This is a genomic window from Haloarcula sp. CGMCC 1.2071, from assembly GCF_037078445.1.
GTDB classification, from domain to species: domain Archaea; phylum Halobacteriota; class Halobacteria; order Halobacteriales; family Haloarculaceae; genus Haloarcula; species Haloarcula amylolytica.
In genome coordinates this window covers 66,880-87,487 of sequence record NZ_JAYMGY010000010.1, presented here as the reverse complement: position 1 = coordinate 87,487, position 20,608 = coordinate 66,880, and the positions used below count along the sequence as shown (strand labels likewise).

The 20,608-nt window shown below is 63.1% G+C and carries 16 protein-coding genes; 4 read left to right on the top strand and 12 right to left on the bottom strand.

The genetic code is table 11. From position 1 onward, the window contains the following. Positions 1–163 precede the first annotated feature (163 nt). The 7 genes from VI234_RS16560 to acs (VI234_RS16530) all read right to left on the bottom strand — a co-directional run bounded on the left by VI234_RS16560 (position 164) and on the right by acs (VI234_RS16530) (position 8,898). A complete protein-coding gene (locus tag VI234_RS16560; RefSeq protein ID WP_008311011.1) occupies positions 164–379 on the bottom strand; it encodes a hypothetical protein in 216 nt (71 codons plus the stop codon). A gap of 54 nt (positions 380–433) precedes the next feature. Next, the gene (locus tag VI234_RS16555) at positions 434–907 is read right to left on the bottom strand and encodes a universal stress protein (protein WP_008311009.1); all 474 of its coding nucleotides are present in this window, start codon (positions 905–907) and stop codon (positions 434–436) included. Positions 908–911: 4 nt separating this feature from the next. After that, on the bottom strand, positions 912–2,582 hold the full coding sequence (locus VI234_RS16550) for a sodium:solute symporter family transporter (protein WP_008311007.1): 1,671 nt from the start codon (positions 2,580–2,582) through the stop codon (positions 912–914). Further along, positions 2,579–3,013, bottom strand: coding sequence for a DUF4212 domain-containing protein (locus tag VI234_RS16545; protein WP_336330627.1), 435 nt, complete (start codon positions 3,011–3,013; stop codon positions 2,579–2,581). The genes VI234_RS16550 and VI234_RS16545 overlap by 4 nt, the downstream gene beginning before the upstream one ends. 44 nt (positions 3,014–3,057) lie before the next feature. Further along, entirely contained in the window at positions 3,058–5,052 is a 1,995-nt protein-coding gene (gene acs / locus VI234_RS16540; RefSeq protein WP_336330626.1) for an acetate--CoA ligase, read from the bottom strand. 70 nt (positions 5,053–5,122) lie between these two features. Beyond that, positions 5,123–6,814 carry a bacterio-opsin activator domain-containing protein gene (locus tag VI234_RS16535; protein ID WP_336330625.1) on the bottom strand — a complete coding sequence of 564 codons (1,692 nt, stop codon included), beginning with the start codon at positions 6,812–6,814 and terminating at the stop codon, positions 5,123–5,125. Between the two features lie 140 nt (positions 6,815–6,954). Beyond that, on the bottom strand, positions 6,955–8,898 hold the full coding sequence (gene acs, locus VI234_RS16530; RefSeq protein ID WP_336330624.1) for an acetate--CoA ligase: 1,944 nt from the start codon (positions 8,896–8,898) through the stop codon (positions 6,955–6,957). Between the two features lie 165 nt (positions 8,899–9,063). Between acs (VI234_RS16530) and VI234_RS16525 the strand changes: the two genes are divergently transcribed. The 3 genes from VI234_RS16525 (at position 9,064) to glmS (ending at position 13,064) form a co-directional block, all read left to right on the top strand. Continuing rightward, positions 9,064–9,924: a CheF family chemotaxis protein gene (locus VI234_RS16525; RefSeq protein WP_336330623.1), complete on the top strand. Its 861-nt coding sequence runs from the start codon at positions 9,064–9,066 to the stop codon at positions 9,922–9,924. A gap of 159 nt (positions 9,925–10,083) precedes the next feature. Beyond that, positions 10,084–11,274, top strand: a complete 1,191-nt coding sequence (gene glmU, locus VI234_RS16520; protein WP_336330622.1) for a bifunctional sugar-1-phosphate nucleotidylyltransferase/acetyltransferase — start codon at positions 10,084–10,086, stop codon at positions 11,272–11,274. Beyond that, on the top strand, positions 11,274–13,064 hold the full coding sequence (glmS, locus tag VI234_RS16515) for a glutamine--fructose-6-phosphate transaminase (isomerizing) (protein ID WP_008310996.1): 1,791 nt from the start codon (positions 11,274–11,276) through the stop codon (positions 13,062–13,064). The genes glmU and glmS overlap by 1 nt, the downstream gene beginning before the upstream one ends. Positions 13,065–13,377: 313 nt before the next feature. Here the strand turns inward: glmS and VI234_RS16510 are convergent, their stop codons facing one another. Continuing rightward, complete coding sequence (locus tag VI234_RS16510) at positions 13,378–14,793, bottom strand: sugar transferase (protein ID WP_336330621.1); 1,416 nt, start codon at positions 14,791–14,793, stop codon at positions 13,378–13,380. Between the two features lie 249 nt (positions 14,794–15,042). Continuing rightward, positions 15,043–15,798 carry a UTP--glucose-1-phosphate uridylyltransferase AglF gene (aglF, locus tag VI234_RS16505; RefSeq protein ID WP_008310994.1) on the bottom strand — a complete coding sequence of 252 codons (756 nt, stop codon included), beginning with the start codon at positions 15,796–15,798 and terminating at the stop codon, positions 15,043–15,045. Positions 15,799–15,886: 88 nt separating this feature from the next. Here aglF and aglM point away from each other — a divergent pair, with 88 nt between their 5' ends. After that, positions 15,887–17,194, top strand: a complete 1,308-nt coding sequence (gene aglM / locus VI234_RS16500; protein ID WP_336330620.1) for a UDP-glucose 6-dehydrogenase AglM — start codon at positions 15,887–15,889, stop codon at positions 17,192–17,194. 5 nt (positions 17,195–17,199) lie between these two features. Here the strand turns inward: aglM and VI234_RS16495 are convergent, their stop codons facing one another. The 3 genes from VI234_RS16495 to VI234_RS16485 all read right to left on the bottom strand — a co-directional run bounded on the left by VI234_RS16495 (position 17,200) and on the right by VI234_RS16485 (position 20,563). Beyond that, on the bottom strand, positions 17,200–17,694 hold the full coding sequence (locus tag VI234_RS16495; protein WP_336330619.1) for a hypothetical protein: 495 nt from the start codon (positions 17,692–17,694) through the stop codon (positions 17,200–17,202). Beyond that, positions 17,687–18,160 (bottom strand): hypothetical protein, encoded by a 474-nt coding sequence (locus VI234_RS16490; protein ID WP_336330618.1) that lies wholly within the window; start codon positions 18,158–18,160, stop codon positions 17,687–17,689. The genes VI234_RS16495 and VI234_RS16490 overlap by 8 nt, the downstream gene beginning before the upstream one ends. Before the next feature lie 69 nt (positions 18,161–18,229). Beyond that, on the bottom strand, positions 18,230–20,563 hold the full coding sequence (locus VI234_RS16485; RefSeq protein WP_008310989.1) for an STT3 domain-containing protein: 2,334 nt from the start codon (positions 20,561–20,563) through the stop codon (positions 18,230–18,232). Positions 20,564–20,608 lie beyond the last annotated feature (45 nt).

Sequence of the window (20,608 nt, the reverse complement as noted above, 5' to 3'; positions counted from 1 at the left end):
GTCTTATTAGTACCGGCGAGAGCGAAATTCGACGGCCTTGAGAATAGAGGGGTGCTTGGATGACCCGGGTACGGCGGTGATTCAGCCACTATATGTGTATATTTCACAAAGGCCTCGTGAACTGGCTCTGAATCCGTCGCCACCGTGACAAACGGAGCCCGACCTACTGCTGTTCCATCGCCAGCTCAAGCGACCAGAAGAAACCGTAGTACGCGACGACGCCGCCGGCGAGCGTCAGGTAGTAGACCCACTGCGGAGCCGACAGCAGGTCGAAGATGACGCTCACGGCAGTCACCCAGGCGATAGCGAACACGAGGTCGACGAACATCCCTCGCTTGTGGTCGCGGACGTGGTTGCGGAGGGTGTCGACGACGCTCATCGGCGGCCTCGCGTGGTCCGCAGCGATTGGAGTCGATTCAGTGCCATGGTACTGTCAGTCTTCAACGTCCGTCTCGCCGTGGACGTCGACGACGAGCACTGGCAGTCGCGTCCGGCGGAGCACTTTCTCCGTGACGCTGCCGAGGATGACGCGTTTCAGCCCCGAGCGGCCGTGGGACCCCATCACGACGAGGTCGATGTCGTTGTCCTCGACGAACTTCCGGATCGCGCGCGCGGGCTCGCCGGCGGTGATGTGCTCTTCCACTTCGACGCCGTGTTCGGCGGCGCGGTCGCGGACGTAGCCGGTGGCTTCGTCGGCGTCTTCCTTTATGTCGGTCATCTCCTCCAGGTTCCCCTGGCGGATGCGGTCGACCTGCTCTGTCCCCAGCGAGTAGCTGGTGGCGTCGACGTCGACGACGTACAGCGCGTGGACCGTTGCGCCGTACTTCGAGGCGATGTCGACTGCCTGGTCGACCGCGTTTTCCGCGGTTTCGCTGCCGTCAGTCGGAACGAGAATGTTGTCGTACATGGGTTTAGTCGTCTGCGGGGGTGCCGCCGCTGGTCTTGTCGCCGACGACGTCTGCGGCGGTCTCCTGTTGCCCCATCGGTTCGGGGCTGTGACACTGTCGAACCATCTGCTTCGTCTCCAGGGGCGGCTCGGGCGTCGCCAGCGAGACGGCGATGGTGACGATGAACACGACCGGCGTCCCGATCAGCGCAGCGCCGATGGGCGGGACGTACTGGGCGTATATCGGGACGATCGCGCCGCTCTCTCCGGCGGCCGCTCCGAGCGCGCCGATGTAGTTCGGCAGGACGCTGTTGATGATCGAGGTGATCCAGATGAGCAGGCCGAGCACCATCCCGGCCAGTGCGCCCTGACGGTTCGTGTTCTCCCACCAGAGGCCGAGGAAGAACATCGGGAACAGCACGACGCCGGCCAGCGAGAACGCGTAGGCGACCAGTTCGCCGATGAGCGCCGGTGGGTTGAACGCGGTCACCGTCACCAGCGCGCCCATGCCGATGATCGTCCCGCGACCGATGAGCACCTGCTGGCGCTGGGTCGCGTCGGGGTTGATCAGTTCGGTGTAGATGTCGTGTGCGACCGCTGAGGAGGCCGTGATGAACAGCCCGGCAGTCGTCGCGATAGCGGCGGCCATCGCACCGGCCGCGACGAGGCCGACGAACCACGTCGGGAGGTTCGCGAACTGCGCGGCGAGGACGACGATCACGTCACCCTCAGCGCCGGACATGCCGCCTTCTGCGGCGTAGGCGCTCGCGCCGGTCGTCGCCTGGAAGAGGTCGACGCCGAAGGCCGCCATCGCGGGCGACGCCCAGTACAGCAGGAGGATGAAGAACAGCCCCCACACGCAGGACCAGCGGGCGACGCGCTCGCTTCTGACCGTGTAGAACCGGACGAGGACGTGCGGGAGGCCGCAGGTCCCGACGATGAGCGAGAACGCCGTCGCGATCCAGAGGTAGAACGGCTGGTTCACGAACGGTGCGGAGAACTCGCGGCCGAGGTCGGCGATCAGCGCGCCGTACTCGATCTGCGGGAGCACCGTAGAATAGCCCTGCGAGAAGCCGACCACGTACACGCCCGCGAGGAACGCGACGATGAGGATCGTGTACTGAACGGCCATGTTCTTCGTCGCGCCCAGCATCCCCGAGAGCGCGAGGTAGCCGACGGTAATGGTCATCATCACGACGATCATCGGGATGATGTCGAGGCCGAAGACGTACTGACCGACCAGCCCCATGCCGCGGGCCTGGCCGACGGAGTAGACGTACGCGATGAGCAGCGTGGTGAACGCGGCCAGCGCCCGGGCAGTCGGCGAGTTGAACCGGTCGCCGACGAAGTCCGGCGCGGTGTACTTCCCGAACCGCCGCATCTGCGCGGCCAGGAAGATGAGCAGGATGAAGTAGCCGGTCGTCCAGCCGACGATGAACGCCAGGCCGTAGAAGCCCGAGAGCGCGACCAGCCCGGCCAGTCCGAGGTACGAGGCGGCGGACATCCAGTTCGCGCCGATGGCCATCCCGTTCTCGATGTTCCCGATGCCGCGGCCGGCCACCCACATCCCCTCGGTGTCGGCCACCTTGAACACGTAGCCGATAACGAGGAACGAGGCCATCATCAGGAAGACGATGATCGCCGGGACGAGTTTGAATGAGATATCCAGCGCTTCCGCCTGTAGCGGGACCGTCACTGCTCGACACCCCCGTCAGCGGCTGTCGCTTCGCCAGCCTCGGTCGCCGCGCTCTCGACGGAGTCGGGGCCGATCCCGTACTTCTGGTCGAGTCGGTCCCGGTAGCGCGTGTACACTACTGCAAGGATGAGCGCACCCGTCGGCGCGCCAAGGGAGACGAGGAAGTAGTGCAGCGGGAAGCCGAATATGGGCGTCCCCACGGTCATCATCTCCGGCGCGATAGCGGTCATCGTCACCGGCCCGAACACGACCAGCGCCCAGAGCACGAAACTGCTCCAGATGATCTTCAGGTGGTCGCGCATAAACGGCGTGCTCGGCCGTAACAGGTTCACCTCCCTGTCGAGGTAGTCGATGTCTTCGTGGGCGGCCTCCGTGCCGCCATCTGGTTGGATAGTTGACTCTTCTCGGTCCGAAGGCGTGTCTCTTGACATGGGTTGATAGGTTGAAAATTCGTGGTGCTGTTCGCCGCTACGGCTCAGTCACCCTGGACTTTTGTCTCGATATCACTGACGACGTCAGGGTTTCGCAGCGTGCTCGTATCGCCCAGTTCCTCGCCGTTGGCGATGTCTTCTAGCAGGCGGCGCATGATCTTCCCGGAGCGGGTCTTCGGCAGTTCGGGCGTGAAGATGACGGCTTCCGGTCGGGCAATCGGCCCGATAGCGTCCTCGACGCCGTCGATGATCGCACTGCGGAGTTCTTCGTCCTCTTCGTAGCCGTCCTCGGTGATGACGTAGGCGTACACCGCTTCGCCCTTGATGTCGTGGTCGCCACCGACGACGGCAGCCTCCGCGACACCCTCAACGCCGACGATAGCGCTCTCGATCTCCATCGTCCCGAGGCGGTGGCCGGAGACGTTGATCACGTCGTCGACCCGTCCCAGCACGGTGATGTACCCGTCGTCGTCGATTTTCGCCCCGTCCTCGGGGAAGTACACCCAGTCGTCGGAGTCGTCGCTGTCGGTGTCTGAGTACTCGGCCCAGTACTCGTCGATGAACCGTTCGTCGTTCTTGTACAGCGTCCGGAGCATGCCGGGCCACGGCTTGTCGACGGTCAGGTAGCCGGCGCGGCCGGGCTGTACCTCCTCGCCCTCGGTGTCGACGATCCGGACGTCGTTGCCCGGCAGCGGCGGCCCGGCCGACCCGGGTTTCATGTCCTTGATTCCGGGCAGCGTCGTTATCATCATGCCGCCGGTCTCGGTCTGCCACCAGGTGTCGACGACGGGACACTCCTCGTTGCCGATGTGCTTGTAGTACCACTTCCAGGCGCGGGGGTTGATCGGCTCGCCGACCGTGCCCAGCAGGCGCAGGCTGGAGAGGTCGTGCTGCTCGGGGTACTGCTTGCCCCACTTCATGAACGCGCGGATGGCCGTCGGCGCGGTGTAGAGCTGGTCGGCCTCGTACTCCTCGACGATGTCCCAGAGGCGGTCCTTGTCGGGGTAGTCCGGCGTCCCCTCGTACATCATCGTCGTCGTCCCGAGCGCGAGCGGGCCGTAGACGATGTAGGAGTGGCCGGTAATCCAGCCGATGTCGGCCGAACAGAAGTACGTGTCCTCGGGTTTGATGTCGAGCACCGCTTGGGAGGTCCAGGCCGCCCACGCGAGGTAGCCGCCGGTGGAGTGTTTGACGCCCTTCGGCTTCCCGGTGGTCCCGGAGGTGTACATGAGGAACAGCATGTCCTCGGCGTCGCGGTCGACCGGCTCGACTGTCTCGCCCTCGTTGTCGGCGACGACGTCTTCGAAGGCGACCTGATTGTCCGCGTAGTCGTGGTCGAAGCTGTCGCCGTCCATCAGCCGCTCGGCGACGATGGCGCGTTCGACTTCGTGGTCGACGCCGCTGAGTCCTTCGTTGGCTTTGTCGAGGTGGTCGAGCGGGTCGCCGCGGCGGTAGTAGCCGTCGCAGGTGACCAGATACTCCGAGTCGGCGGAGTTCATCCGGGTCGCGAGCGCGTCCGCGGAGAAGCCGGCGAACACGACGGAGTGTGGCGCGCCGATGCGGGCACAGGCCAGCATGGCGATCGGCAGCTGCGGGATCATCGGCATGTACATCGTCACGACGTCGTCCTCGCCGACGCCCATCTCGCGCAGGCCGGCCGCGAACTCGTTGACCTTCTGGTGAAGTTCTTCGTAGGTGTAGGTGATGTTGTCTTCCTCGACCGGCTCACCCACCCACTCGATAGCGGCTTCGTCGCCGCGCTCCTCCAAATGGCGGTCCAGACAGTTCGCCGAGGCGTTTAGTTTCCCGTCCGTGAACCACTCGTAGAACGGCGGGTTCGAGTCGTCGAGTACCTGATCGTAATCCTCCTCCCAGTCGAGCAGGTCGGCGGCCCCCTCCCAGCACTCCGGCCAGTTCTCGGTAAACTCCTCGTAGATACCCTCGTCCGTGACGTTCGCCTGCTCGACGAACGACTCCGGGGGCTCGAAAACCTCCTGTTCTTCGAGCCGTGCTTCGAGTTGGACATCTTCATCTGACATGGTCTATCATCGATATTTCACAGCGGCCATATAAACGGGGGGTCTAACTACGATAACATGAAACAGGGTTTCAGTTGTCGGTCGGCTGTCGCGGTTCGGTCGGCCGGTCGTCGAAAAACGCGGTCAGAACCTTCTGCTGGGCTTTCCTGAGGTGATTGTGCAACGTCGGCGACGAGACGTCCAGCGAGTCCGCCAGCTCTTCGGCGGTCGACCCGCGGGGCCACTCGAAGTAGCCGCTGTGGTAGGCCGCCTGGAGGACGGTCTCCTGCCGGTCGGAGAGCGTGTCTGTCAGTCGGTCGCGGAACCCTGTCTCCATCTCGGCCGGCCGTTCCGTCTCTCGCTTCGCCGCTAACGACGTCTCCGGGTAGGCGTCGGTGACGGCGTTGACCGTCGGTCTGATGTCGGCCTCACTGGGGAGTTCGACTGCGATAGTCGCGACGCCGTCGGTGGCCGTCACAGAGCGAACGCGGCCACCGCTCTCGACCAACTGGAGCGCTGGCGTGTCGGTGACTACGACCTCCAGTAGCAGGCCGTCGCTGTGTTCTTCGAGGAGTCTGGCGTCTGTCACACCGTCGTCGGCGTCCGCGTACGACAGTACCGACTCGGCCGACGCACCGTCGACCATCAGGTAGTACAGCAGCGACTGGCCCGCAACGGGGACGACGCCGGACAGTTCGACCGTACACTGCAACGCCCCGGACACCCCGGCGGTGAAGGTCCGCTCGTCCGCACAGTGGAACTCCAACTCGGTCACCGTGTCGGCAAGCAGGAGTCGCTTGCGTTCGGCGGCGACCTGTGCGTGGCCGACCTGAACCCCGAGCGCGGACAGTACGGCGCGTTCCGCGTCGGTAAGCCCCTCCCTGGAACCGACCCCGATGACACCGGAGACGGTGTTTTCCCTGACGAGCGGGACCAGCGCAACCGGTCCGGCGCTGTCGTCGACGACACGAACCTCGCCCACGTCTAGCGGCGCGGTGACCGACTCGATATGCTCGTGAATCTGGTGCTCGACGGCCGACTCCGAGATCTCTGTCGTCGTGCGCAGTGTCAGCCCGTCGCCGGTACGCTCGGCGAGCCAGGCGAACTCGAAGCCCGCCGTCTCGGTCAGGTGGTCACAGACTGCCGTCGCAATTGCTTCGCCGGTCGCGGCGGCCGCAAGCGCCTCGCTGACCGTCGTGATCCAGTCGAGGGCTCGCCGAGACTCGCTCGGGGCCGCCCGCTCGTCGGACCCGTCAACGGCCGCGACGATGGTTTCGCGGTCCGGTTCGTCAAGCAGCGGCTCCAGCCGGGTGAGCCGGTCCCAGCCGCCGAGCGCGCAGACCACGTCCGGCGGGACGCCGTCGTCCAGCAGACTCGCAGCGAACCGCCACCGGAGGTCCCGCGTGGAAACCTCCTGCAGGTGCGGTGCCGCGTCGGCGGCACGGTCGGCCACCTCACTGACGAGCATTTGGAGCCGACGCGGGGAGACGGAAACCAGCGGCTCGTCGTCGTCTGTTCCGGCCGCGTTCGCGTACTTCCGTATGTCGTGTTCGACCGAGTCCGGAAGGTACGTCTCACGGACAACCTCGTTGCCGTCCCGAACGGCAAGCAGGCGATGTCCCTCGAACTCGGTGATATCGGCCAGCCGAACAGCCGTCATCTCCGCCGGACGGAGTCCGACCTCCGCGCCGAGCCGCAGCACGAGGTCGGACCGGTGTGTCTCGGCCGCACGCCGGAGCTGTTCGTACCCTCGTTCACCGATGCGGTCCGCTGCTCCGTCCATATGTTTCGAAAATTCAGATAATGCCGAAATAAGTATTGCGGTCATATCGTGGGGATGGCTGGGAAGAGACCAATAAAACAGTCACTAAAGACATTATTGTCGACAAAACATTTCGGTGATATAGAAAAATACGAAATATCTCACTCCCTTCTCGTCGTCGACTGGATCTCCCCGAGGATTTCGGGGTTACGTAGCGCGCTGGTGTCGCCCAGTTCCTCGTCGTTCGCCACTGCGGTCAGCAGGCGGCGCATAACTTTGCCCGAGCGCGTCTTCGGAAGGTCGGGCGTGAACACGATCTCCTTGGGGCGGGCGATACCGCCGATAGCGTTGACGATAGCGTCTTCGATGGCTGCTCGGAGTTCGCTCTCGGTGTAGCCGTCCTCCGGGGAGGCGAACGCGTACACCGCTGTTCCGGTCGTCTCGTCGTCGGCACCGACGACGGCGGCTTCGGCGACGCCGGTGACGCCGGCGACCGTCGACTCCAGTTCCTTGGTGCTGAACCGCCGGCCGGCGACGTTGATCGCGTCGTCGATCCGACCGAGAAAGGTGATGTAACCGTCGTCGTCGACCGAGACGCTGTCTTCGGGGTAGTACCGCCACTCCCCGGCGCTGTCCGGGACGCTGCCCCAGTCCGTTCCGTCGAGTAACGCGCGCGGCATCCCCGGCCAGGGGCGCGTCACGACGAGTTCGCCGGCCGTGTTCGGCTCGACCGCCGCGCCTGAGCGGTCGACGACGGACGCCTCGATTCCCGGCAGCGGCGTTCCCGCGGCCCCGGGTTTCATCTCGTCGACGCCGGGCAACGTCGATACGAGCACCGCTCCGGTTTCGGTCTGCCACCATGTGTCGACAATGGGGCACTCGCCGCCGCCGATGTGCTCGCGATACCACTCCCATGCGCGAGCATCCATCGGTTCGCCGACCGTACCCAGCAGGCGAAGGCTGGAGAGGTCGTGTCGGTCGGGGTACTCCTCGCCCCACTTCATGAACGCCCGAACGGCTGTCGGCGCGGTGTAGAACACGTCGACAGCGTACTTCTCGATGAGTTCCCACAGCTGGTCTTTTTTCGGGTGGTCCGCCGTACCGTTGTACAGTACTGTTGTCGTGCCGAGCGTGAGCGGGCCGTAGACGATGTAGGAGTGACCGGTAATCCAGCCGATATCGGCCGAGCACCAGTACGTGTCCTCGGGCTTGATGTCGAGAACTGACCGAGCGGTCCAGGCGACGTGTGCGAGATATCCGCCGGTCGTGTGGGTGACGGCCTTCGGCTGCCCGGTCGTTCCCGAGGTGTAGATGCGAAAGAGCGGGTCGTCCGCCGCCCGCGAAACCGGCTCGACTTCCTCGCCCTCGTGGGCCGCCAGCAGGTCGTGATAGTCGTCGTAGTCGTCGCCTAAGTGCACATCACGGCCCAGCCGGTCGAGCACCACGACCGACACGTCGTGGTCGACGGCGATGCGCGCGTTATCCGCCTTGTTCTTTTGTGCGACGGCGCTACCGCGGCGGTAGTAGCCATCGCAGGTGATGAGGTACTCCGAGTCGGCTCGCTCCATTCGCGTCGCCAGTGCGTCCGCGGAGAACCCGGCGAAGACGACGTTGTGTGGCACGCCCAGGCGCGCACAGGCCAGCATTGCGACCGGGAGTTCGGGCACCATCGGCAGGTACAGTGTCACCACGTCGTCCGGTCCGACGCCGCGCTCGCGCAACGCCGCGGCGAAGGCGTTGACTTCCCGGTACAGTTCGAGGTAGGTGTAGGTGCGGGACTCGCCGAGGTGCCCCTCCCAGACCAGTGCGAGCTGGTTCTTCCGCTCGGGGAGGTGCCGGTCGAGACAGTTGTATGCGGCGTTTAATCGGCCGCCGGGGAACCATTCGAACGGTGGCCCGTCTGTTCCACGGAGCACCGTCTCGAACGGCTCCTCCCAGTCGAGCAACGCGGCGGCCTCGCGCCAGCAATCGGGCCACTCCCGTTCGAAGCGGTCGTAGACGGCCGGGTCCGTCACGTTCGCCTGTTCGACGAACCAGTCCGGTGGTTCGACTGTCTCTCGCCCCGTCTGGGACTGGTCCCGATCCGGTTCGTCACCCCGTGTCATCAGTTGACAGTACACCGCCGTACTCAAAAAATATCCTATCTAATTGTGCACGATTCCGCTGTGAGTGGCTCACCAGTGCAGTCGGCCGTTCTCACTTTCGACACTGGCGACGGAACTTATATTGAGTCCTGCGGTCAACGAGTGTACGAGAGGCCGGTACGGGGTATGAGCGACACCGAAAAGAAGATCGCCGATACGAAGGGGCAGTTCCTTCAGGCGGTCTCACAGGGCCAGCGCCTCACCGACGCCGAGTGGCGAAACTGTCGCATTATCCTTACCACCGAGCGGGTCGCCCTGCTGGGTGACGACAAGCGACAGATTTCACTGACCGACATCGACCGTATCGCCGACCGGTTCGACGTGAACCAGCAGAGCGCCGGCGTCTCCGACTACGTCGCGCTCTACGTTGGCGAGGACGTTATCCTCGTGTCGGCATCGGACCACAGGACGTTCGAGACCGACTTCTACCGGGCGAGTCTCGACGGCGCAATCGTGCTGGTTCAACACCCTGCACTGAAAGGCGGCGTCGTCCAGTCCGCCGAGTGGACGAAGGGCCGCCTCAAAGTGACCGACGAGGCGCTGAAACTCGCGATGGCTGACGGGCAAGCCGTTGTCATCGACCGCGCCGACATCGGTGACCTCGCTGTCGAAGAGAAGCAGGTCAGCGGCGAGGAACGGACGGTCATTCAGGTCGAGCACAGCGAGGACGACATCAGCGTCGAAACACATCTCGCGGGCGAGGAGTTCCACGCAACCGTCCTCCGGACGATGCTCGAAGAGAGCGCCGAACAGAACCAGGCCGATCTGGACCTGAGCTCGACTGAGAAGCGGGTAATCATGGCGCTACACTCCGGCGTGTCGCCGTTCGACATTCCCAACTTCGTCGGCATTGACGTTGAGAAAACCGAGGAAATCTTCGACCGACTGATCGAACTCGACGTGATAAGCGTGCTCCGGGAGCGGACGGAAGTGAATCTGACGACGAAGGGCCGTCGGGTCGCCGGCGAGCGGATGGGCGAGCAGTAGTCCGTACCCGGAACCAGTGAAGCGTCGCGAGGACCGCCTGTCTCGGACGCTCCCTCCCGTTCGGTTTCGACGCCACAAACTGGACATGCGTGGCGAGTAGACGCCGACCAATCTCGGTAAGGCCGCCATATTGAAGCCCCTCCTCCGTCTGCAACAGGTATGCACATCGATACGGCTGTGGTCCTCGCTGCGGGTGAAGGGACTCGCCTCCGGCCGTTGACGCGAAACCGGCCAAAACCAATGCTTCCGGCCGCGAACCGTCCGATCCTCGAACACGTCTTCGACGCACTAGTCGAGGCAGGCATCGAGAAGCTGGTCGCCGTCGTCGGCTACAAGCGCGACCGCGTTCAGGACCACTTCGGGCCGACGTACCGTGGCATTCCTATTTCCTACGTGAGCCAGACGAAACAGCTCGGTAGCGGGCACGCGCTCCTCCAGGCGCGGAGCGTCGTCGATGGCCCGGTTCTGGTGATGAACGGTGATCGTCTCGTCGACGCGGCCACTATCGAGTCGGTAGATACCTCCTACGCGGAGACCGGCCACACGAGCATCGCCGTGCTCGAACGACAGGACACCAGTCGGTACGGTGCCGTCGAGGTACAGGACGGCGATATTGTCGACATCGTCGAAAAGCCCCAACACGACGAGTTCAGGCTCATCAACGGCGGCGTGTACGCCTTCGACGGCGACATCTTCGAGGCTATCGACGAAACGACGCGGCACGCCGGCGAGCTGGCACTGACCGACACTATCGAACTCCTGCTCGAATCTGACCGCATTCAGGCAGTCGAGGTCGACGGCATGTGGGTCGACGCGACATACCCGTGGGACCTGTTGACCGTCGCGCGCGAGGTACTGGCCCGGGGTCGGGTCGTCGAATCGGCCCGCGACGAGCAGGTATGGGTCGACAACTCCGCACGCGTCCACGACGAGGCGACCCTCCAGTCGCCGGTCGTCATTGGCCCGGACTGCGAGGTCGGACCGGACGCTGTCATCGGTCCGAACGTCGCGCTTGGCCGTAACACCACTATCGGGGCCAACAGCGTCGTCCAGCACACCGTCCTCGACGCCGATACGCGCGTCGACCCGAGTTCGACCCTCGTCGATACTGTCACCGGTCAGGACGTGAACCTGGGTGTCAATACGGTCGTCCCCGGCGGCCCGGCCGATGTCCAGGTCGGCACGGAAGTGTTCGAGGACCAGCGGCTCGGTGCCGTTATCGCCGACCGTGCTGTTGCACTCGGTGACGTGAGCTTCGTCTCCGGATCGCTCGTGGGCCCCAACGCTCGGCTCGCCACTGGCGTGACAGTCGATGGAACCGTCCCCGAGGGCGCGGAGGTGGTCCGCTGATGTGTGGTATCATCGGCTGTGTCGGCCGCGGCGACGAGACGCTCGACACGCTCGTCCACGGCCTCTCGAAACTGGAGTACCGCGGGTACGATTCCGCCGGCGTCGCACTGGCGAACAGCCACATCGACCTGTGCAAACACTCCGGCAAAATCGCCGACTTGCGCGACGCGCTGTCGGAACGGACGCTCTCGGGCTCGGTCGGCATCGGCCACACCCGCTGGAGCACGCACGGCCCGCCGACCGACGAGAACGCCCACCCCCATCAGGACTGCACCGGTGAGGTCGCGGTCGTCCACAACGGTATCATCGAGAACTACCAGTCCCTGAGAGACGAACTCGTGAGCGCCGGCCACACCTTCACATCTGACACCGATACGGAGGTCGTCCCCCATCTCATCGAGGACGCGCTGGACGCCGGAGCCGACCCCGAAGACGCTGTCAGAGAGACGGTCAGCCGACTTGAAGGCAGCTACGCCGTCGCCGTCGTCATCGCCGGCTGTGACTCGGTGTTCGCTGCGCGGAACGATTCGCCGCTCGTGTTAGGCATCGACGACGATGCGACTTATCTGGCCAGTGACGTACCCGCCTTCCGGGACTTCACCGACAAGGTCGTCTATCTCGCTGACGGCGAGTTCGCCCGACTCAACGGTGATGGGTGGGCTGTGACTGACACCGACGGCAATGTCGTCGAGAAAGACATCGACACTATCCAGTGGGACCCCGAAGAGACCGGCAAGAGCGGCTACGACCATTTCATGCTCAAAGAGATTCACGAGCAACCTCGTGCGCTCCGGCAGTGTCTCCGCGGCCGCGTCGACGAACTCGCCGGGACGGTCGACATCGGTGACCTCGGAGATCTCTCCCCGACCGGCGTCCAGTTCGTCGCCTGCGGGACCTCCTACCACGCCGCCCTGCATGGCGCGCAACTGTTCCGCGAAGCCGGTATCCCCGCCCAGGCGTTCCTCGCAAGCGAGTACGCCACTGCCACGCCACCCATCGGTGACGCGCTCGTCGTCGGCGTCACACAGAGCGGCGAGACTGCGGACACGCTATCGGCACTTCGGGCGGCTCGCCGCCGCGGCGCGCGAACGCTGGCTGTGACCAACGTCGTCGGCTCTACCGCGGCCCGCGAGTGCGATCACGCGCTGTACATCCGTGCTGGGCCGGAAATCGGCGTCGCCGCGACCAAGACTTTCGCCTCACAACTGGCCGCGCTGAACCTGCTCGCACTCGGAACGTCCACAACCGGCGACGCCCGGCAGGTCATCAGCGCACTCCGTGACCTCCCCGGTCACGTTCAGGAGGTTCTCGACGAATCTGCCGCTCAGGAGGTCGCTGAGTTGTATCAAGACGCCAACGCCTACTTCTTCATCGGCCGCGGGTATCAGAATCCCGTGGCGCTCGAAGGCGCGCTGAAAATGAAGGAGATTACGTACAAGCACGCCGAGGGCTTCGCTGCGGGTGAGCTGAAACACGGCCCGTTGGCGCTGGTGACCGAGAACACGCCCGTGTTCGCTATCGTGACTGGTGACGACGAGCGCACCCGCAAGACGATCGGGAACGTCAAAGAGGTCGAAGCACGGGACGCGCCGGTGGTCGCGATTACGGACGGACAGAGCGACGTTGAACGGTACGCCGACCATGTGCTCCAGATTCCGGAAACCCATCCGCGAGCCGCTGCGGTGCTGGCGAACACGCATCTGCAACTGGTGTCGTATCACACGGCCGCGTTGCTGGGGCGGAACATCGACAAGCCGCGAAACCTGGCGAAAAGCGTGACAGTCGAGTGAGCAGCGCGTAGCTGGCTATTTGCGGCTCTCTGGGAGCTCTATCGGATCGGGGTTGCCACTAATTTAGCTGTTGTTGAACCGGAGCGGCTCGCTTTTCCAGAGCAGGCTACAGAGGTGGGGGCAGAATTTCTCTAGGGTCTCGCAACTCAAGATGTGACAGCACCGAGCATAGAGTGTATAACTCGTATGCTTCCCAGGGTTTGTGCCGCGATACCATCTGCTGGAGCGTTTTTCCGAGATACGTGAGTTCACTACGAACGGTGTACTCCGGCCGATACTGGAGCAAGTGGGTCGTACAATGGCCTGCCAGTTCTCACCGATTCCTGTATGCCATCACGAGGTCAATAAGAACGCTCCAGACCTGCCTTGAAACAAGCTTCATATCATAGCTAAACGACTGGTCACGCACGTATTCGAGGTCGTATCGCAGCTTTTCGCTCGGCTCTTTTCCAGTCACATGATTAACCTGGGCAGGTCCGGTCAGGCCTGGCTTGACGAACCATCGTTTCTGCCAGTCAATGACACCGGTCTGGATATCCGAGTCCAGTTCCGGCCGTTCGGGCCGCGGGCCGACGACGCTCATGTCGCCCCTCAGTATCGACCAGAGCTGTGGTATCTCATCCAAGTGCGTCTGTCGCAGCACTCGGCCAACCGATGTCACGCGTGGATCGATCCCACCCGCATCCTCGTCACTGATTTTCACGCCGGTCTCGTCTTCGGCGTTCTCGATCATCGACCGGAACTTGTAGATGGAGAAGGTTTCACCGAAAACTGCTGTCCGGTCTTGCTGGTACAGTATTGAGCCGCCATCGTCCAGCTTTATCGCGACTATGATCCCAACAATCACGGGCGATAGCGCGACCAGCCCAGCCGATGCAAACGCGATATCGAACGCGCGCTTGAGAATATAGTCCTGTATGTCCCATGGCTCGATCTCCACGTCGATCAGGGTTCCGACGCCACCGCTGGCGGTCAACACAGAGTCTGTATGGTCGCGATGGACTTTCGCGTTGACACCGTACTCGTAACAGGCGTCGAGAGCGCCGAAGAACTCCGCCCGGTCGGCATGTTCAAACGCCAGCACGACCGTATCGATATCATACTCGACGAGCACGTCCTCGATTCGCGAGAGGCCACCTAACCGTTCCAACCCACTCGGGTTAGTGCCGCCGTCAGCGATGGCTTCGGTCCGTTCGATTGTCGTAATGACACTCGTTGGACAGAGATAGCCCAGGAGCGTCCCGTCGACTTCACTTGCCACTTCTTCTATCACCTTGAGGTCGTCCCCAACGACGATGGTTCGTTCGCCGTTCGACGACGGCCGCTTGCGAATCCACACGAACCATGCGGGCAGTGCGACCAGTAATAAGGGAGTTACTAACACGACCGTCAAGCGCGGCAATCGGTACGTGTAGTCGAAGTAGCCGATTGTCGCCAGAACAAGAACTGCTACGAGCACCCGCTTCTGGGCCAGTGCTATAGCGTCGAGAATTCTTCGCGGGCGGGGTTTGTACAGTGGGAGGAACACACTAACGACGACTGCGATTGTGACCAACAGTTCAAACGTGAACTCCGACCCAGTTGGGGGGTCAGTCGGTAGCCGATTGAACACCGGGATGGTTGTCGCTATCGACTGGATGGTAGCGTTGTTAACAAGTGCGACGGCGGCCGCTGTCAGCACGACGACGCCGGCTACACTTGCGACCCGGTACCGCCAGCCACTATCCATTATCAGTGTGATTGCCGAGTTCCGGGATAAGTCCTGCGTCCCGGGACTCAAATACTGAAGCTACTGTAGTCAAACCGCCCTGAATAGACGGTGTGCTACTGAGAGCCAGTCTTGCACGAGAGCTGTTTGCGTACTGACGCACCCACGACGAACGTACCAGCGCAGTCGTATCGGCTATCACAACGTCGATCCAACTACGTGACTGTGTGGTCCTCACTGGTTACTGACCAGGCTATCCTGTGTGGCCCCTCACTCGCTTGCAGCGATATTCTCGGCAGCCATTTCCGGGTCAATCTCGCCCTGTAGCCGTTCCTCGGCCTGATCGCGGTCAGCTGGATAGCCGATATCGTTCCGCCAGCCGTCCATGCGGATCGCGTCGATCGTCCGCCCGGAGTGCAACAGGAGGTCAATCGCGTCACTGATCTCGTACTCGCCGCGGTTGGAGGGCTGTACCAGATGGCAGGCGTGGAAGATGGCCGGCGTGAACGTATAGAACCCGGTCATCACTAGGTTCGACGGCGGCTCCTCCGGTTTTTCGACGACTTCGGTGATCTCGCCGTACTTGTTGGTGTCACAGACACCGTACCGCCCGGCCTCATCCCATGGGACTTCCTCAACGAGGAAAGCGGCGTCGGCACGTTCCTCCGCCTGACGGTTGACGACATCTCGGAGGTTCGCTTCGAAGATGTTGTCGCCGAGCATCAGCATGAAGTCGTCGTCGACGTGCTCCTCGACGGTCAGAAGCGCGTGTGCGAGGCCGTTCTGCTCGCGCTGGTGGGTGTAGGTGATCGGGACGCCTTCGAACTCGTCCTCGTAGTGATTAATGATGGCCTGCTTCTTGTAGCCGACAACTACCAGCAGTTCGTCAGCGCCTAGTTCGATCAACTGCTCGAAGCAGTGGGTCAGAATCGGTTTCCCCGCGACCTCTACCATTCCCTTCGGCTTGTCTTCGGTCAGCGGGCGGAGACGGGTCCCCTCACCAGCGGCGAGTACGACAGCTTTCATATATCTCAATTCGTTGGCCGTCCGATAAAACTCTTGTCGAATTATAAGATCCGAATTATAATATCCGCCCCTCGACTACTGCCGCCCGATGAACGTCAGTATTGTCGGGAGCGGATACGTCGGGACGACGGTCGCGGCGTGTCTTGCGGATCTCGGACACGAAGTGGTAACGATAGACATCGACGAGGACATCGTCGACACGGTCAACGACGGCCGGCCGCCGATACACGAACCTGGCCTCGACGAACTCGTCGCCGAACACGGCGGCGGTCGACTTCGGGCAAGTACCGACTACGACGAGATCCTCGATACTGAACTGACGATGCTGGCGCTCCCGACGCCCTCGAACGACGACGGGAGCATCGACCTCCAGTTCATGGAAGCCGGTGCGGCATCCGTCGGCGAGGCGCTGGCCGGCGCCGAGAACGCGGCAACGGATCCACACCTCGTCGTCACGAAGTCGACTGTCGTCCCAAACACGATCGAGGACCGGCTCGCCCCCCGTATCGCCGACGCCGGTCTCGAACGCGGGACGGACTTCCTCGTCGCGTCCAATCCCGAGTTCCAGCGCGAGGGGACGGCCGTCGCGGACTTCCTGAACCCCGACAAACTCGTCTTCGGGACGGACGACGACCGCGCGACGGACCTTCTCCATGACCTCTACGCACCACTGCGTGAGGCCGCTGACGGCGACGTGCCGGTCGTCGAGACCGGTATCGCCGAGGCCGAGATGATAAAGTACGCCAACAACACGTTTCTGGCGACGAAAGTCAGCCTCATCAACGACATCGGGAACATCTGCAAGGAGTTCGGCGTCGACGCCTACGAGGTCGCCGATGCCATCGGACTCGACGACCGCATCGGCGAGCAGTTCCTCCGGAGCGGCGTCGGCTGGGGCGGCAGTTGCTTCCCGAAGGACACGGATGCCATCATCGCCGCTGCGCGGGAACAGGGCTACGACCCCGCCGTCCTTTCGGCGGCCGTGGAACTGAACGACGCCCAGCCCGAGCGCCTCCTCTCCCTACTTGACGACCACGTCGACGTGTCCGGCAAACGCATCGCCGTTCTCGGCCTGGCGTTCAAACCCGGAACGGACGACATCCGGAACACGCGGGCGGTTCCGGTCATCGAGGGACTCAAAGAACGTGGCGCGGAAATCGTCGCCTACGACCCCGTTGCCACCGAAAATATGCGCGAGCGCTATCCCGACATCGAGTACGCCGACTCGGCGGCGGCCGCCCTTGCGGGTGCGTCAGGCGCTGTTGTCGTCACTGACTGGGACGAGTTCGCAGCGCTCGACGCTGCGTTCGACGAGATGGCAGACTCCGTCGTCGTTGACGGTCGACGCATCATCGAGCGGCGCGACGGTATCACCTACGAAGGATTGACCTGGTAGCGCAGTCAGTTACCTGCCTGTATTCGCCTGTCGATGACGGCTACCGTGCCGGCAGCGAGTAGCGCCACAACGAGCACGGTCGGGTCCGAAGACACGTACAGGCTCGGCGTCGGCGGCCGCCAGTTCGTGAACGGATACAGCCAGGCACTCGCTCGCCCGTCGGCGTACACTCGCATCCCATCGAGCAGCAGCGACGTGAGGCCGCCGAAGGTTACGAGGCCGAACACGCGCCGCCAGTGGCGTCTCTCGAATGCGACGGTGATGACACCGGCCAGTAGCAGAACTCCACCGAGTGTGGAGAGGGGAGCATAGGTAAACGGAATACCGAGAAGTGCTTCGACCGTGCTCTCATCAACTACGATTCCGACTTTCACCAGATCGGGAATTGCCGCACCACCCATCCCAACGACGACCCAGCGCTTATCGAGCCAGTCGACGCGCCAGCTCGCGACCGTCAAAAGGATGTATGGTACGAGCAGGTGAGTCAGCAGGTCAGCCATCGCGGGCCTCCAGTGTCCACGTATCTCGGTCAATCCACCAATACCGGAAGAACAGGAGTAGGAATCCAAGCGCGCCGACAGCCGAGGCACCGTACTTGTAGAACTCCGCCCACCGACTGCTGTTGACGACTTCGACGCGCTCGGCCGCTATCGCCCGATCTGGCTCAAGCGTTCCGTACACCTGAACGACGCCACCGGGTTCGACGGCCGCTTCCGTCCCAGTGACCCTGAGCGTTATTGCCGTCCCGTCGCTTTCGGCCCTGATTGCCATTCCGCCATCGCCGGTCTCTGTCACTGTTCCAAACACCATGAGGTGCTGTCCGACGTACGACTCGTACCCGGTCGAAAGGTCCGCAGCATCTGGATACGGGGACCGCTGCTCTTCTGTAACTGCCGCGTGGACGAACAGTCCACCGAGTATCAGACACAGCACAAGTACGATGACGGCACGAACCCAGACGCGCACACTCTCTGTTCTTTCGGTGGGTACAATGGTCGTTTCGCTTCAGAACCACAGCGTGTCTGTCTCCGAAAATCACTCGACAGTGACGTTGCCGCCGTCGTACACTGTCTGTTCTGTGACTTCGACGGTCGTTTCACTTCCGCTATCGGTCGTCACGGTGTATATCCCGGGGTTTGCGACGGTAACAGTGAACGCACCGTTCCGGTCGGCTGTCGTCTGGCGCTCGTAGTCGACCTCCCTGTCTGAGACGGCGACTGTCGTTGCGACCGAGACGGTCGAATTCGGGGCTGCAGTCCCCCGGATCTCTCCACCGGGAACGACCGCGAACGCCTTGTGGCTCCCGTCTTCGCTCGTGAAGAGCGGCCGGTAGCGGGCCAGTCCGTCCACATCTCCGTTCTGGCTTCCGAAGTGCTGGTGTAACCGAGTGTACATCGTGCTGGGTTCCTCCAGTTCCATCTCTGTCGTTACGACGTATCCGACTCGACCGGAAATCCGATTGTGGGCCTCATCAGGGTCCGTTGCTGCGACAAACGGCCCGTACGTCTGGCGGGCGTAGCTGTAGCTCCGTGACTCACCGTTGACGAAGTAGTTGTACACGCGGTTCTGTCCCCAGCGGCTGAGGACGTAGTTTTCGGGGTAATCGAGCCCGCGATCGGCGGCGTCTGCCTCGATTGCAGTCGCCGCACTGTAGGTCCCGTCCTCGACGAGCACCTGGCTCGTTTTGACTGGAACCTGCACCATTCCGAGGGCCCCGAACAACAGAAACAACACGACCAGCGATGCAACTGCCCGGCTGTCGGGAACGAGTACGTCTCGAAGGTCGCTGTCGCCAGTCGTCAGCACCGGTCGGGCGAGATCGACCCACGAGGCGGCCCAGACGAACGCGAGGCCGGCGAACAGTGCGAGAAACGGGGCCAGTTCGCCGACGAAACGGACCTGAATCACGGCGAGAGCGAACAGCACCCAGGCGTAGCTACTGGCGACGAGCCAGCCGCTTCGGTCGTTCCGAGCGAGGTCGATTCCCCACGCCATTGCTGGAAGCGCCAGGAACAGCGTCAGGCCGAGCAGGAACAGGAAGCCGAAGGCGTCTGCGCTGAACAGTCCGTACGTCTCGGCGATCGCGTCGGACCGAAACAGCGTATCGAGCCGCCTGTCGAACGTGCCCCACTGTTCTGTGAAGCCGAAACGAAAGACGAGGAGGCTGACGACGCCAAGTCCGACATCGACCACAGCCAGTTGTCTGGCAGTGCCACCGAATCGTCTGGCCGCTTCTGCTGTCGCGATGACGACGACAGTGCCCAGCGTCAGCAGTGCTGGCGTGCTAGCGACGAGCGCAGTCTGCCAGCCGGTGACAGTATGAACACTCCAGGCCAGTATCGCGCCGAGGCTAACGCCGGCAAGGACCGGCGCGTTCCTGACCAGTGCCGACCGGTCGTTTGAGCCATCCAGCAGTGTCTGTCCCAGCACCACCAGACAGACCGGCAGGACAAGCAATGGCCCGGCTTCCCACGCAAGTACCTGTCCGGCAATCCCGACACCGATACCGACCGCGGCGATCCACGGCTGGGGTCGCCGAAGCGACGTTCGGTTCGTGGCCGTCGTTAGTGCGACCACGAGTGCAAGCGCGGTGAGTCCCAGCCAGGGATAGTCGAAGGCGTGGTGATCTGCGAAACCCAGGCTCGTCCGGAAGGCGTGGCCGGGAATGAACGCCAGGAAGAGGACCGATGCGAGACCGACACGCCGATCGCCGGACACCCGAACCGCGAGTAGATAGAGCAGGACGCCCGTGACGAGTGCCGACACGACCGGATACCAAGCGAGAACGTGGCCAATAACTGCTTTGCTCCCGCCGAAGAGGCTGGCGACCCACCAGAGCGTCGCGACCGTGAGTGGTTCCCCGTTAGTTACTACATCCGGAATCACGGAGAGCGCTCCGAAATCGGCCGGGCCGCCAGCGCTTGCCGCGACCTGCTCGACGTGATATCTGTAGTAATACGGATCGTTACTCGACAGGACGATGTCGTCGCCGCGGTAGATCGACCCGATGACGTACGTTCGGGCGACAAACACGACCGCTAGAGCAGCGACGAGCAGGCCAGTTGCTCGTGCGTCGAAATCAAACCGTAGCGCGTCACCGAGAGCCGTCCCGCTCTCGCTGTCGCTACCAACCGCGGAGTCATCGTTGAGCGCGGCCCGCACAGTGTCGGGATCAGCGACGCGGTACTCGTCACCGTCTTTCTCGACGATGCCCGCTGAGACGAGTTCACCGAACTGGCCCGAATCGATGGGAATGTCGTCGAACGTCCAGCCGTCCTGTTCGTCGTCGACGGCCAGAACCGCCGCTGTCGCGTCTCGTAGCTCGGGTCGGTCATCGAGTACCGCTCCCGCCCCGGGCGTATCGCTCATGTATCCTCTCTTTCCGGTCTGGCGAATAAATCCATCGGGACTCGC